Source organism: Archangium sp., assembly GCF_036389735.1.
Taxonomy (GTDB): Bacteria; Myxococcota; Myxococcia; order Myxococcales; family Myxococcaceae; genus Archangium.
Window position 1 is genome coordinate 1 of record NZ_DASVWK010000823.1, and the last position, 12467, is coordinate 12467.

Annotated in this window: 12 protein-coding genes; 8 read left to right on the forward strand and 4 right to left on the reverse strand. The window is 68.7% G+C overall.

The features are described from left to right. A partial coding sequence (locus VF794_RS29325; RefSeq protein WP_331116089.1) for a metalloregulator ArsR/SmtB family transcription factor occupies positions 1-523 on the reverse strand: 523 nt, incomplete at its 3' end. Between the two features lie 103 nt (positions 524-626). Between VF794_RS29325 and VF794_RS29330 the strand changes: the two genes are divergently transcribed. Continuing rightward, positions 627-1502 (forward strand): patatin-like phospholipase family protein, encoded by an 876-nt coding sequence (locus tag VF794_RS29330; protein WP_331116091.1) that lies wholly within the window; start codon positions 627-629, stop codon positions 1500-1502. Positions 1503-1507: 5 nt separating this feature from the next. On the opposite strand, the gene VF794_RS29335 is transcribed toward VF794_RS29330, so the two are convergent. Both VF794_RS29335 and VF794_RS29340 read right to left on the reverse strand, forming a co-directional pair. Further along, entirely contained in the window at positions 1508-1948 is a 441-nt protein-coding gene (locus VF794_RS29335; protein WP_331116092.1) for a CoA-binding protein, read from the reverse strand. Continuing rightward, a complete protein-coding gene (locus VF794_RS29340; RefSeq protein WP_331116094.1) occupies positions 1945-2850 on the reverse strand; it encodes a hypothetical protein in 906 nt (301 codons plus the stop codon). Before VF794_RS29340 ends, VF794_RS29335 begins: the two co-directional genes overlap by 4 nt. Positions 2851-3190: 340 nt before the next feature. Here VF794_RS29340 and VF794_RS29345 point away from each other — a divergent pair, with 340 nt between their 5' ends. Together VF794_RS29345 and VF794_RS29350 are read left to right on the forward strand one after the other, a co-directional pair. Beyond that, entirely contained in the window at positions 3191-4027 is an 837-nt protein-coding gene (locus tag VF794_RS29345; RefSeq protein ID WP_331116096.1) for a DUF2381 family protein, read from the forward strand. Then, positions 4024-5877: a serine/threonine-protein kinase gene (locus tag VF794_RS29350; protein ID WP_331116098.1), complete on the forward strand. Its 1854-nt coding sequence runs from the start codon at positions 4024-4026 to the stop codon at positions 5875-5877. The genes VF794_RS29345 and VF794_RS29350 overlap by 4 nt, the downstream gene beginning before the upstream one ends. A gap of 1355 nt (positions 5878-7232) precedes the next feature. Here the strand turns inward: VF794_RS29350 and VF794_RS29355 are convergent. Then, on the reverse strand, positions 7233-7553 hold the full coding sequence (locus VF794_RS29355; protein WP_331116100.1) for a DUF2795 domain-containing protein: 321 nt from the start codon (positions 7551-7553) through the stop codon (positions 7233-7235). Between the two features lie 176 nt (positions 7554-7729). Here VF794_RS29355 and VF794_RS29360 point away from each other — a divergent pair, with 176 nt between their 5' ends. From VF794_RS29360 to eutB, 5 genes are all read left to right on the forward strand, one after another. Continuing rightward, complete coding sequence (locus VF794_RS29360) at positions 7730-9334, forward strand: YiiX/YebB-like N1pC/P60 family cysteine hydrolase (protein ID WP_331116102.1); 1605 nt, start codon at positions 7730-7732, stop codon at positions 9332-9334. 19 nt (positions 9335-9353) lie between these two features. Beyond that, on the forward strand, positions 9354-9632 hold the full coding sequence (locus VF794_RS29365) for a hypothetical protein (RefSeq protein ID WP_331116104.1): 279 nt from the start codon (positions 9354-9356) through the stop codon (positions 9630-9632). Between the two features lie 51 nt (positions 9633-9683). Then, positions 9684-10538 carry a transglutaminase-like domain-containing protein gene (locus VF794_RS29370; protein WP_331116106.1) on the forward strand — a complete coding sequence of 285 codons (855 nt, stop codon included), beginning with the start codon at positions 9684-9686 and terminating at the stop codon, positions 10536-10538. 4 nt (positions 10539-10542) lie between these two features. Continuing rightward, positions 10543-11103, forward strand: a complete 561-nt coding sequence (locus tag VF794_RS29375) for an NUDIX hydrolase (RefSeq protein ID WP_331116108.1) — start codon at positions 10543-10545, stop codon at positions 11101-11103. 279 nt (positions 11104-11382) lie between these two features. After that, positions 11383-12467: ethanolamine ammonia-lyase subunit EutB (gene eutB / locus VF794_RS29380; RefSeq protein WP_331116110.1), on the forward strand; the 1085-nt coding region annotated here is incomplete at its 3' end.

A 12467-nucleotide genomic window follows, 5' to 3' on the forward strand; every position in this document is an offset into this window, starting at 1 on the left:
GCTCGCGGGCCTGCACCAGCGCGGCCTCGCTCTGGTCGATGGCCCACACCCGCGAGGCCCACCGGGCCATGGACACCGACAGCATGCCCGTGCCGCACCCGAAGTCCGCCACGTCCAGCGCCGGCAGCAGCGAGGCCAGCGCCCCCGCCCAGAGGAACCAGGACTGGCCCGGCTCCAACAGTCGCTCGTTGAGGGCCTGCCGGTCCGCGCGCAGTCGCAGCAGGTCCTCCAGCCGGGCCAGGTCGCCTCCCTCGTCCGTCGCCTCGCGGGCCAGACGGATGAGCGGCCAACGCGCGTCGGCCGGCTCCAGGGCGAGCGAGTAATAGGTGAAGCCGGCCTGCCGCTCCTCGCGGATGAGGCCCAGCCCCTTGAGCTTGCCCAGGTGGTGCGACACCGAGGACTGAGCCACCCCCACCAGGGACACCAGCTCCGACACGTTCAACGGGGCCCGCGCCACCAGACGCAGGATGCGGAGACGTGTCGGGTCACCCAGGGCCCGAAAGGATTGGGAAAGTTCCTCCATATCGGCGAATCAACATACGTCGATGCAGCTTGGAAGGCCAGGGAAAGAAGAGAGGACGACGCGGCGCGTTGCCATGTGGGGAACGGTGGTTTAGAGACGGGCCATGCCCGCTCCCACCCTGCGCCAGCTCCTCGAAGGCAAACGTTTCGGACTCGTCCTTTCCGCTGGGTACTTTGGTTTCTACGGACACGCCGGCTTCCTGAAGGGACTGGCGGCCACGGGGCTGAAGCCCAGCGCGTATGCCGGGACGAGCGCGGGAGGGCTGGTCGCCGCCTACGCGGCCGCGGGGGCGAGCGTGCACACCATCGAGGAGCTGGTGCTCAAGCAGACGCGGGAGAACTTCTGGGACCCGGACCCCATCGGGGCGGTGCTCGAGGGCTTCCAGCGCGAGGGCCATGGCGCCACCGGGCTGCTCAAGGGCGAGCGCTTCCGCAAGCTGCTGGAGAAGACGCTGCCGGTGCAGGGCTTCGAGGAGCTGCCGCACCCGCTGCTGCTGGTGAGCGCCAACCTCACCCAGGGCACGCACGAGGTGTTCACCTCGGGCGAGCTGGCGCCGCGGGTGCACGCCACATGTGCCTACCCGGGCCTGTTCCGCGCGGTGCGCCTGGGGAGGGACCTGTACTGGGACGGCGGGCTGGTGGAGAAGGCGCCCGCGCTCGCGCTGCGGGAGAGCGCCTTCGGCCAGGAGCTGGACGCCATCCTCGTGCACTACCTGCCGAGCCGCACGCGCAAGATGCTGGGCGGCCCCATGGCGTACGCACAGGGCATCGCCGCGGGCTCGGCGGCGCTGCGGCACGACCACTTCCGGCTCCAGCTCGCGCTGCTGAAGGAGCGCGGCTTCCCCGTCTACGTGGTGGTGTCCACCCTGCCGCCGGTGTCGCCCTCGCAGATGGAGCGCGGCTTCGATGCGCTGCACCAGGCGAAGCTGAGCGCCGAGCGCGCGCTGGCGCGGCCTCCCGTGCCCTTCGAAGAGGCCTGAAGCGCTCAGCGGCCGTAGCGTCGGTGGTCCACCATCAGGCAGCGGCTCTGCACCACCTGGATACCGGCCTTCGCGAACTTCTCGGCCGCCGCGTCGTTGCGGATGCCGGACTGGAACCACACCGCCTTGGGCTTCTTGGCGAGGATGTCCTCCACGTGCTGGTCGATGTCCTGGGGCCGCCGGAACACGTCCACGAGATCGATCTCCCCCGGGATGTCCACCAGCCGCCGGTACACCGGCTTGCCGAGGATGTGCGTCACGTCCGGGTAGTAGACGGGCACCGGCACCACGTCCACGCCCGCCTGCGCCAGATACTCCGCCACGTAGAAGGCAGGCTGGTCCGACTGCTGCTCCGTCTTGATGCCCAGCACCGCCACGCGCTTGCTCGCCTGCACCACCGCGCGGATGCCCGCCTCGTCCTCGATGAGGTTGTCCTCGTAGCTCATGGCTGCTCCTCCTCCGGCGCTTGGAGCGACTCCAGCGCCGACTGCGTCGTCCACGTCCACGTCTCTCCGCCCAACGTCGCCCGCAGGGTGAACCCGCGCCGCACCGGCAGGAAGCGTCCCTTTCCGACCAACTGTTCTCCCTCGCACTGAACCCCGGGCGTCAGCGGGGGAGCCTCCGCCTGCCACAACATCTGGCGGACCTCCGCCGTCATCTTCTCCACGGGCGCGTCCAGGCAGCGCAAGGTGAACACCAAGGCCTCGCCGTACTCGGTGAGCAGCGTCCCGGTGAAGGTGCGCTCCAGCACGTACGTCACCTCCTGGCCGCCCAGCGGCACCGAGCCCACCACATAGGCGCGCCCCCCTGGCGTCAGGCCCTGCCCGTAGAGGTTGCCGTAGCGCACCTCCCACTCGTCGCGCGTGCGCGCCTCCAGGGCCTCCGGGGCGAAGAAGCGCTCCAGCGCCGACACGTCCTGGCCCGCGGGGGAGACTTCCTGGAGCACCACCCGCGCGGCCTCGGGGTCCACCACCCGCACGTAGGTGCCATCGGCCGCGAGCCGCACCCGCAGGGAGAAGCGCGTGAGGACGTCGTCCACCGGCGTCTCCACCGGGGCGCCGTCCCGCGAGTAGCGCGCTTGCGTCACCCGCTGGGTGAGGAGCCAGCCGCCCTGGTCGGGGGTGAAGCGCGTGACGGTGGTCAACTCCGCCTCCTGCGAGCCCGGCGCGCCGCTGTGGCGCATGGAGCTCTTCACCGTCTCGGTGAGGAGCGAGTCCTCGGGTGGCCGGAACTCGAGTCGCAAGGGCGGCGAGGCGCTCGGCTCGAGTATCAGGGAGGGGATGTCACGGCGGCACGCGGCGGTGGAGACCACCAGGAGCAGCAGGAAGCACAAGCGGTGGGTACGCATGACGTGCGCGCACGCTGGCAGAAAGCGCGGGGACTCGCGAGCGCTTCGGCGCTACCCGGTCTACGGCGGTATCCGCGCACTCAACACACAGGTGTCGAGCCAGCGCACCACCACCAGCAGCACGAGCCCCACCAGGAGGAGCATCCACCACTTCAGATGCACTCCTCTCGGAGAGCGCCTGGGACTTGAGAAGGGCATGGGTTCGGGTCCCGGAGGATGCCACGAAGAGGCCACCCCATCCAAGAAGTGGGTTTCATCAGCATGACGGGAAAAGTGGTTTCGCGCTTGCCGCCGGGAGAGCGCCTCCCCTACCCTGGCCGCCCGTTCGTGGAGGACTCGCGTGCGTCCCGTTCCCTCGTTCCTCCTGCCGTGGCTCCTGCTCTCTCTCCCCGCCTCCGCCCAAGAACGCGCCGATGGGCAGGTGCTCCAGCGGCGGACCCTCGTGACTCCAGCCCGACCCAATGAGGTTCCTCCCCTGGAACTGCACGTGGCGGTGGGCGTGGCCACCCTTGTCCAGCTCGGAGCACCATTGAAACTCGGAGCCTTGAAGCTTCCGGAAGGCACGGAGTACATCCAGCTCGGCCCGATGGGCGATGACTCGCTGGTCATCCTCCCCACCAAGAACCTGAGCGGCGGAGAGCAGGTGCCGCTCACCGTGGACACCGAACCCGGCGCCGAGCCCCTCCGCTTCCTGCTCGTCACCCGGCGCGACGTGGCGGACGTACAGGTGCGCGTGGTGCGCGCCTGGTCCTCTCCCGACGAGGACGGCGCGGAGCTCATGGCCCGGAGCCTCCTCGCCACGCCGGACGCGCGCGCCACGGTCGTATTCCCTCAAGACATGGTGAAGCGCGACCTGCGGGACTCGCGCGGGCAGGTCGACTCGGTGCTCTGGTTCGGCCGGCGCATGTTTGCCCCCTTGATCGTGCGGAGCCGCAAGAAGGGAGCCCCGCCATGGAGGCTGGTGCAGGCACGGCTGCGGGCAACGCTCACGGACGGAGTCCTCCTGGAATGGCCCGCGCGTCTGCTCTCGGGCGCAGCGGACGAGATGCGTCAGCGCCACATCCTGACCAGCCTGCTGCCAGAGGGCGCCTCTCGGCTGGAGCTGGCATTGGATGGAGAGGACTCGCCCGGCGACTTCCGACTGCTGTCCCTGGAAGAGAGGTCGTCGCGCCCATGAGCATGCCGCTGCACCCCAACCAACTCCGCGCGGGAGACCGCGTGCGGGACTTCCGTGTCGTGCGCCGGCTGGGGGTTGGGGGCTTCGCCTTCACCTTCCTGGTGGAGCGAGCGGGCATCCCCTTGTCGCTGAAAATGGCGGCCCAGCCCCCCTCGGAAGAGGACGAGGATCGGGTGGATGACTGGATGCGTCGCGAAGTGGCCTCGCTGGAATACCTGAATCACCCCCACGTGCTGCCGGTACTCGAGTGGGGCCGGTGGCCTGATTCAGAAAAGGGTTACGGCTACTTCGTCACCCCCTACGTCTCCGGGAGCACCTTCCACGCATGGCGCTGGCACGAGCGGGCTCCTCTCCATCGCTCGGTGGGCGTGCTCTGTGACGTGCTGAAAACGATGGAAGCGCTGCACGCACGAGGCGTGTGCCACCGGGACATCAAGGCGGAAAACCTCCTGGTGCGGAGGGAGGATGACAAGCCCTTCCTCATCGACTTCGGCGCGGTGCATCTGCCGTGGGCCCGCCCGCTGACGGAAGGGCTCGCACCGGGCACGCTCTATTGCCAACCTCCCGAGGCCATCACCTTCCTGTTGCGCGAGGCCGCGCGCCCGGGCTCGCGCCTGGAGGCCCGGCCCACCGCGGATCTGTATGCCTTTGGCGCGCTCCTCTACGAGACACTGACCAACTGCCGACCCTTCAGTACCCAGCTGACGCTGGAGCAACTGCTGATCGCCATCGCCACCACGATGCCCTTGGATGCCGGGCAGCTCGCGCCCGAAGCCCCATCCTCCTTGTGCGATCTGGCCCAGCGGTTGCTAGCGAAGGAGCCCGAGCAGCGCCCCCCGAGCGCTCGCGCCGTGCGCGAGGAGTTGGAACGACTGCGCCGGGAAGAAGGACACACCGACCCCTGGCAGGCCCAGGCGAAACGACCTTCCGAACTCGCGAGGGTGCGCGAATCGTTCACGGGCGTGGACATGCTGAAGGAACCGCCGGAGGAGCCTTCGGAGCCGAGCCCCTCGGCGCCTGCTCCCGAGAAAACGCCTCCCATCGAGGCCTCTGCTGTCGAGCGCGCTCGGTGGACGAGAAGGGGGTCGCGGTACCTTGTCGCGCTGGCCCTTGGGCTGGGACTGCTCGGGTTAGGGTGGACGCTCCTCCGAGAGCCCACCGCGGCTGCTCCGGCCCCCACCGAGAAAGGAACGCAGTCCGTGCCCTCCCCTTCCCCTGATGAAGCCCCCACTCCGACCTCCCACTCGACGCAAGCGCCCTCGCGACGGTGCGCGCTGCTCACCAGCCTGCTGGGAGTGGCCGCCGCGCAGCTCGCCGGGTGCGCCACCGCTCCCGTGCGGCCCGATCCCATCGGCTATCTCGCAAGCTGCTCCCCCGAGGCCCGCGCCACTCCCGCCAGACTGGACATCAAGCCCGATGAGCAGGGGTCCTTCTTGGAGACGGGCACTCCGGTGTCGGACGAGTCCATCGAGGATGGAGGGGCCCTCAACCTCAAGCCCGGCCCCGTCACCGCGTCCATGTTCGTGGAGATGAAGGGGCAGAAGCTGTACCTGAAGATCACGGGCGAGGCGGTGACGACGCCCCACCGTGTCTACATCCAGTTCGACCGCTTGTACCTGCCAGACGGCACCCCACACTCCATCTGTGGCGTGGCCGTCGACGGCATTCACCAGTACGGCATCCCCACGTATGCGCGCCTACCGATGGAAGGCGCCAAGGTGGACCCGGCCCGGGTGGACAAAAGCCCCGGCAGCGTGGTGCTCAACGACCCGCGCTTCGAGACGGTGTTGCAGGGGCCCGAAGGCTACTACGTGCCCCGCATCTCCCTGGCCCCGCCGGACTGGCGCTGAGTCATTCCACTCTGACCATTGAGGAAGCGGCGCTCCCCAGGCGCCGCGTGTCCTCGGGCGGGGAAAAAGACCGAGGACCAGATACGCCTCACTTCTGCTCAGTGTCGAGAACACAAATCCCGAGGGAACGCTCCGAAGCGCCCACACATTTCTCTCTCGGCCCGCAGGTACCCGGCTCATCCGAGTTGCAACTGCGAACGCAGCGCTCCCCCAGGCACGAAAAGCCCTTGGGGCACGGTGGCCCTCGCTTGTCGCACGAAAGCGCGCACTTCATCCACACATCGCTTCGTGAGTGTCGAAACGAGATGTCGCACACCTGTTGCTCCGGGCAGGGATTGAGCTGGCAATCCGGTCCATGCACCCGCGCGCAAATCGAGCTTCCATGTGCCAACCCCACACACCGTTGCCCCTCGGGGCAGACTCTTCCCTCACAGGTCGGCAGACACGCGAGGCCCTCGACATCCGAGTCGCTGCAGAAGTACCCCTCAGGACAACCCTGGGGCGCATGGAGCTGGCAGGAACGACGGCATTGCTTGTGGGCGCACACCAGACCCGGCGCACATGCGATGTCCTGTTTGATGGGCAGCTTCATGCAAAGCGCGCCTTCCTGGGCATTGCCTGTGGCCGCACATATGCGCACCACCCGGTCGCCTGCTGGAATCGAGCGGCAGGAAGACCCCTCGCGACAATCCCTGTCCGTCGAACAGTCGCTCGCCACGCAGGCATGGTCGAACATCAACTGGCCACGCAGACAGACGAGCGGAGCGTCGCAGTCCTCATTTCCCTGGCAGGACCGATGAAAGGTGAGCAACCGTCCCGTCTCATCGGGCGCGAGGATTGGGACGACCCTGCTGTCATACTTGCTCGTTTCGGCCCCCCCCAGTCTACCCGGCAGCATCCAACTCAAAGCCCACACCAATGGTACGGGCAAGAGCAATCCCAGCAGGATGGCAGAGAGGGTACGCCACCTCATTTCCGGGCCTTCCTTCTCATCTCCTCCTGGCATGAAGCCATGCAGTCCTCATAGTACTTGGATCCACACTCATCCCAGACATCTCCTGGTTGGCAACTGTCCCCGGCCAACCGCATGGCGAGATCCTTGAGCATGGCCTGGTGCAACACGCCCGCCCCACCACCCACGGGGCACCCTGTCTCGAGCATCAGCACCAGCATCCATGCCGCCACACACACGCGGTTCATCAGCCCAGCCCCCCTGAATCCTCGGAGGATTGAGCCTATCGGTCGAACCGAGGAGAATCCACGGCGCGCCGGAAAAAAGCGAAGCGCCCGCGAGCACTGGCCAGTCGTGGCCAGCGCCCGCGAGCGCCTCAGGTCCTTGCCCGTGTCGTCAGTGACTAGGGATGCCGCGAATTCCCATCCGGAGCGTTCTCCACCAGGTCACGGCCGATGTTGCGCCGGTCGCGATCCACCCCGTCATCGTCGTAATTCCGGCCGCCCAGCGCGAACCGCCGCGCCGCCTCCGCCAGGTCGCGCATCACGTCTTCCCGCGACTGGTACTCCTCCTGTGGAAGCGACTTGAGGACGTTGATGATGTCCTTGAACGCGCCGCCGTCCTCCGCGGCCGAGACGATCTGCTCACGCGTCGCCGGGTAGTCCACGGAGTCGAGGTGCGGCGTGATGGAGTGCGCAGGGTTCTCCGCAAATCCGAATGCCATCGTGTCTTCTGCCTTTCCGCCCGGGGCCGCCTCCACCCCCGGGGCTTTGATTTCAACCTGGGGATGGAATGTCCGTCGGGCCACTCGGCGCGGCACTTCCGGCCAAGCCTCCCGGGCAGCCAGCCAGCCAAGGCCAGGGTAGACTGGCGCTCCCCAGCCCCCTTCCCCTGGTTCCGATGCTCTCCACCCCTCTGCTCGTCACCTGGCTCTCGCTCGCCACCCCGGCTCCCGCCGTCTCCTCCCCCGCCCCCGAGGCGAAACCCTCCACTCCCGAGGCCACGAGCGTCTACTCGCTGGAGAACGGGGCCTTCGTGGACCAGGCCCTGAGGGACCTGGAGACCCTCGAGCGCCATGCCCGGGGCCTGCGCGCCCTCCAGCAGCAGATTTCCAAGACGCGCGGCCTCTACACGCGCGAGCAGGACACCCCCTACACGCCGGACGAGAAGCGCACCCTGCTCACCACCTGGGCGGCCTTCTCCGACTACTTCGCCTCCCTCGAGCTCATCCGCCAGCGCTACTGGGACTTCGTCAAGGTGCCCGCCCTCACCCAGGAGACGAAGCACGCCTGGGGCTTCCTGCTCACCCACGGGGCGCTCACCACGGAGCTGGCCCATGGGTTGACGTACGCGGAGTTCACCAACGGCCGCAAACAGCTCGAGGTGCTGCTGGATGAGCCCTCCGAGGAGTTCGGCCTGCCCGCGCGCGCCTTCGCCCGCTTCAAGGACAAGGCCATCCACGTCACCACCGCCACCCAACTCATGACGGGGGACTCGTACGCCGAGCAGCTCCGGCCCCTGCTGAAGAAGACGGGCATCCTCAATGTGCGCCGCGCGGTGTGGCTGGTGCAGGAGACGCGCGACAACTCCAAGGTGGCCCGGGGCAAGCTCTTCAAGCGCGGCTTCACCCTCTTCGCCAAGGCCGGCGCGGACGTCGTCCAGGACACCACCGCCAGCGCCATCTTCCCCGTGCAGCGCTCGGTGGCCGAGTGGATGGGCGACACCCGGGTGAAGCGTATCGGTCAGCCCCTCATCTCCCGCGCTCAGGCGCTCGGCCTCCTGGCACGCATGCAGCCGGGCGACGTCCTGGTCGCCCGGCAGAACTGGTACCTCTCCAACATCGGCTTGCCCGGCTTCTGGCCCCACGCCGAGCTGTACGTGGGCACGCCCCAGGACTGGGCCACCCACCTCGACGGGGACGCGGGGGTGAAGGGCTGGCTGAAGACGCGGCCCGGCTCTCCCCAGACGCTGGCCGAGCACCTGGCGCGCGAGTACCCCGCCAAGTGGGCCACCTACAGCGCCCCGGACAGCCACGGCGACGCCCTTCGCATCATCGAGTCCATCAGCGAGGGCGTGTCCTTCACCGGCCCCGAGCACGGCATGCACGTGGACTACCTGGGCGTCCTGCGCCCGCGCCTCGCCCCCGTGGACAAGGCCCGCGCCATCGCCCGCGCCTTCCACCTCCAGGGGCGCCCCTACGACTTCAACTTCGACTTCTTCTCCGACTCCTCCCTCGTGTGCACCGAGCTCGTCTACAAGTCCTACGCCCCCTCCCAGGAGGTGAAGGGCCTGCGCATCGACCTGGTGGACGTGGCCGGGCGGCGCACCCTGCCCGCCAACGCCTTCGTCCGCCTCTTCGACGCCGAGTACGGCCAGCCCGACCGCCAGTTCGATTTCGTGGCGTTCCTCGATGGGCGCGAGAAGGAGCGGGATGCGATAGAGGGGGATGTGGATTCCTTCCGGAGCAGCTGGCGCCGGATGAAGTGGGACATCGCCCAGCAGTAGCGTCAGGAGACACGCCCCCATGACGGAAGAGACCGGATTCGAGATGCTGGAGATCGCCAGCAAGCTCTACGAGCGGATGATTTCCCAGCAGCAGGCCAAGGTCCTCCGGCTGGCTCGCGAGGTGGTGCCCAACATCACCCCCGAGGAGCTACGCAATCCGCATGACTTCCCGAAACTCAAGGAACACCCGACTTTCGAATTCGAGGATGGGCTCTTGTCGGGGCTCATTTCGGCCCAGGTGGCACTCAACGCGGAGATCAAGGGGCGGTTGTTGCCCCCCGAACCCCCGCTGGGCTGACTGCCTGCCTGCCTTTGCCGTCCGCCTGTCAGTGGGTTAGTCCTTCCCGCCGTGAGCAACACCTCGACATTCAGCCCCCCACTCGCCCGCGAGCGCCTCGTGTCCGCGCTCGCGGCCGACCCTCCGAGGCTGGATCTGGCCGCGTTGGCCATCGCCACCCTCAACCGACCGGAGCTGGAGGTCTCGGCGTACCTGCACACCCTGGACGCCCTGGCGGCCCGGGTGCAGGTGGAGATGGAACGGCACGCCAGCCAGGGCGAGGTGCTGGCGGGCCTCACCGCGCTGCGTCACGTGCTGGCGGACATCGAGGGCTTCCGCGGCAACGAGGACGAGTACCAGTTGCCGGAGAACAGCTTCCTGGACGAGGTGCTGGAGAAGAAGGTGGGCCTGCCCATCACGCTCTCGGTGGTGTACCTGGAGGTGGCGCGGCGCGCGGGCATCCCCCTCTACGGCGTGCCCTTCCCCGGGCACTTCCTGGTGGCCTGCCACTCGGGGGACCACAAGCTGGTGGTGGACCCGTTCCACAGCGGCGAGATCCTCACCGAGGAGGGCTGCAAGGAGTTGCTGGAGCGCGTGGCGCCGCAACTCAAGTTCAACCCCTCCATGCTGGCCCCGGCCCCGGTGGAGCTCATCGCCTACCGGATGCTGTCCAACCTGCGGCGGGTGTTCCTCGAGCGCCAGGATGGCGAGCGAGGGCTCGCCGTGGTGGACATGCTGCTGATGCTGGCCCCCAACCACCCGGGCGAGCTGCGCACGCGGGCGGCGCTGCTGGCCAACCTCGGGGCCTACCGCGCGGCGCTCAAGGACGTGGAGCGCTGCCTGGAGCTGTCGCCGGACGCACCGGACCGGGACAGCCTGGAGTGGACGGCCCGGGAGTTGCGCGAGCGCGCCGAGCTGTTGAACTGACCCGATGAGCCCCCTCAAACCGTGGCCCCGCCTGCGCCGGGGTCTGGAGCACGACTTCCACGTCATCAAGGTCCGCCAGGACATGGTGGCCGACCCGCGCACCGGCCACGAGCACGCGCGCGTCGTCATCGACAGCCCGGACTGGGTGAATGTCATCGCGGTGACGAAGGACGACCAGCTCGTGCTCATCCGCCAGTACCGCTTCGGCATCGACCAGACGACGCTGGAGATTCCGGGCGGCATGGCGGAGCCGGGGGAGGACCCCGCGGTGGCCGCCGCGCGTGAGCTGGAGGAGGAGACGGGGTACGTGCCGGGCCGGGTGGTGCGGCTCGGGCAGGTGCACCCCAACCCCGCCATCCAGAGCAACCGCTGCCACAGCTATCTCGCGCTCGACTGCGAGAAGAAGCACGAGGGCATGCAGGACGCGGGCGAGGACATCGCCGTGGAGCTGCACCCACGCTCGGCCGTGCCCCAGCTCATCCAGAGCGGCGCCATCACCCACTCGCTGGTGGTGGTGGCCTTCTTCCTGGAGCGCCTGCTCGCCGAGGCCCCGGGCCCCCGCTGAAATTGTCGGGTCGTCATCGGCGTTTGACGCCAGCGTCACGCAGGAGACCCCCGATTCCCCGGGGCCCCCGTGACATGCATTCGGGGCAGCACTAGCCTCTGCCCCCGAGGTGAGCACGCCATGGCGGAAAGCCTGACGCATCCACTCGAGGAGCCCCACCCGTCGCTCCCGGTGGCCCAGTCCCCCAATGCCGGCAACGTGGTCGCGCGCTCCCAGGAGAGCGCCCCGAGCCGCGTCCTCCTCCACGACATCCTCCCCGACGAGGACGTGTTCGCCTACATGCGGCGCGTCCGCGGTGTCTTCGAGCACCGGCTGTACCAGCGGCTCGTGGGTGCCGCGAACGAGTTCAAGGAGGGTGACGCGGCCCTCGGCGTCGCCGCGGCGGACGAGGCCTCGCGCCACCAGGCCCGGGCCCTGCTCGCGCGCACGCGCATCGGCGATCTGGACGCGTATCCGCTCATCGAGGAGCGGCTCTATTCGTACATCCAGGGGGCGGTCGACGGCACGGCCCAGGCGCGCACCGCGAGCTGGACGCTGGGCGAGCTCAAGGCCTTCCTGCTGTCCGCGAGCGAGGCGGACATCCACGAGCTCAAGAGTGGGTTGAGCAGCGACGTCATCGGCTGCGTGGTGAAGCTGATGAGCAACGCGGAGCTCACCGCCGTGGGGCGCAAGGTCTTCAACCCGCTGCCGGGCAGCAAGGTGGGGGCGAAGGGCTACCTGGGCGCGCGAATCCAGCCCAACTCGCCCACGGACCACCCGGACGACATCCGCTGGCAGGTCTTCAACGGCTGGGCCTTCGCCGTGGGGGACGTGGTGCTGGGCACCAACCCCGTGTCCTCGGCGCCCGAGTCCGTGGCCGCCGTGGAGTCCGCCCTGCACGAGATTCTGGTGACGTTCGGCCTCCAGGACACCCTGCCCCACTGCGTGCTGGCGCACGTGGACGTGCAGGCGGTGGTCGAGGCCAGGCAGCCGGGCACCACGGGCCTCTGGTTCCAGAGCCTGGGCAGCACCGAGGCCGCCAACCGCACCTTCGACGTCACCCTGGAGAAGATGGAGGCCCATGCCGCCACGCGCACCGGGCGCTGGGGCATGTACTTCGAGACGGGCCAGGGCGCCGACGCCACCAACGGCCATGCCGCCGGCGTGGACATGGTGGTGCACGAGGCGCGCAAGTACGGCTTCTCACGGGCCCTCACGCAGCGCATCGCCGCCGCGCAGGCCCGCGCCGACCAGACGCCCGCTCCCTGGGTCATCGTCAACGACGTGGCCGGCTTCATCGGCCCCGAGGTGTTCCGCACCCGCGAGCAGCTCGTGCGCTGCTGCCTCGAGGACATCGTCATGGGCAAGCTGCACGGCCTGACGAT

Excerpts from the sequence above, each read along its gene's own strand:
- VF794_RS29330 (WP_331116091.1), top strand. The coding sequence starts at position 627 with ATGCCCGCTCCCACCCTGCGCCAGCTCCTCGAAGGCAAACGTTTCGGA.
- VF794_RS29335 (WP_331116092.1), bottom strand. The coding sequence starts at position 1,948 with ATGAGCTACGAGGACAACCTCATCGAGGACGAGGCGGGCATCCGCGCG.
- VF794_RS29340 (WP_331116094.1), bottom strand. The coding sequence starts at position 2,850 with ATGCGTACCCACCGCTTGTGCTTCCTGCTGCTCCTGGTGGTCTCCACC.
- VF794_RS29350 (WP_331116098.1), top strand. The coding sequence starts at position 4,024 with ATGAGCATGCCGCTGCACCCCAACCAACTCCGCGCGGGAGACCGCGTG.
- VF794_RS29355 (WP_331116100.1), bottom strand. The coding sequence starts at position 7,553 with ATGGCATTCGGATTTGCGGAGAACCCTGCGCACTCCATCACGCCGCAC.
- VF794_RS29360 (WP_331116102.1), top strand. The coding sequence starts at position 7,730 with ATGCTCTCCACCCCTCTGCTCGTCACCTGGCTCTCGCTCGCCACCCCG.
- VF794_RS29365 (WP_331116104.1), top strand. The coding sequence starts at position 9,354 with ATGACGGAAGAGACCGGATTCGAGATGCTGGAGATCGCCAGCAAGCTC.
- VF794_RS29375 (WP_331116108.1), top strand. The coding sequence starts at position 10,543 with ATGAGCCCCCTCAAACCGTGGCCCCGCCTGCGCCGGGGTCTGGAGCAC.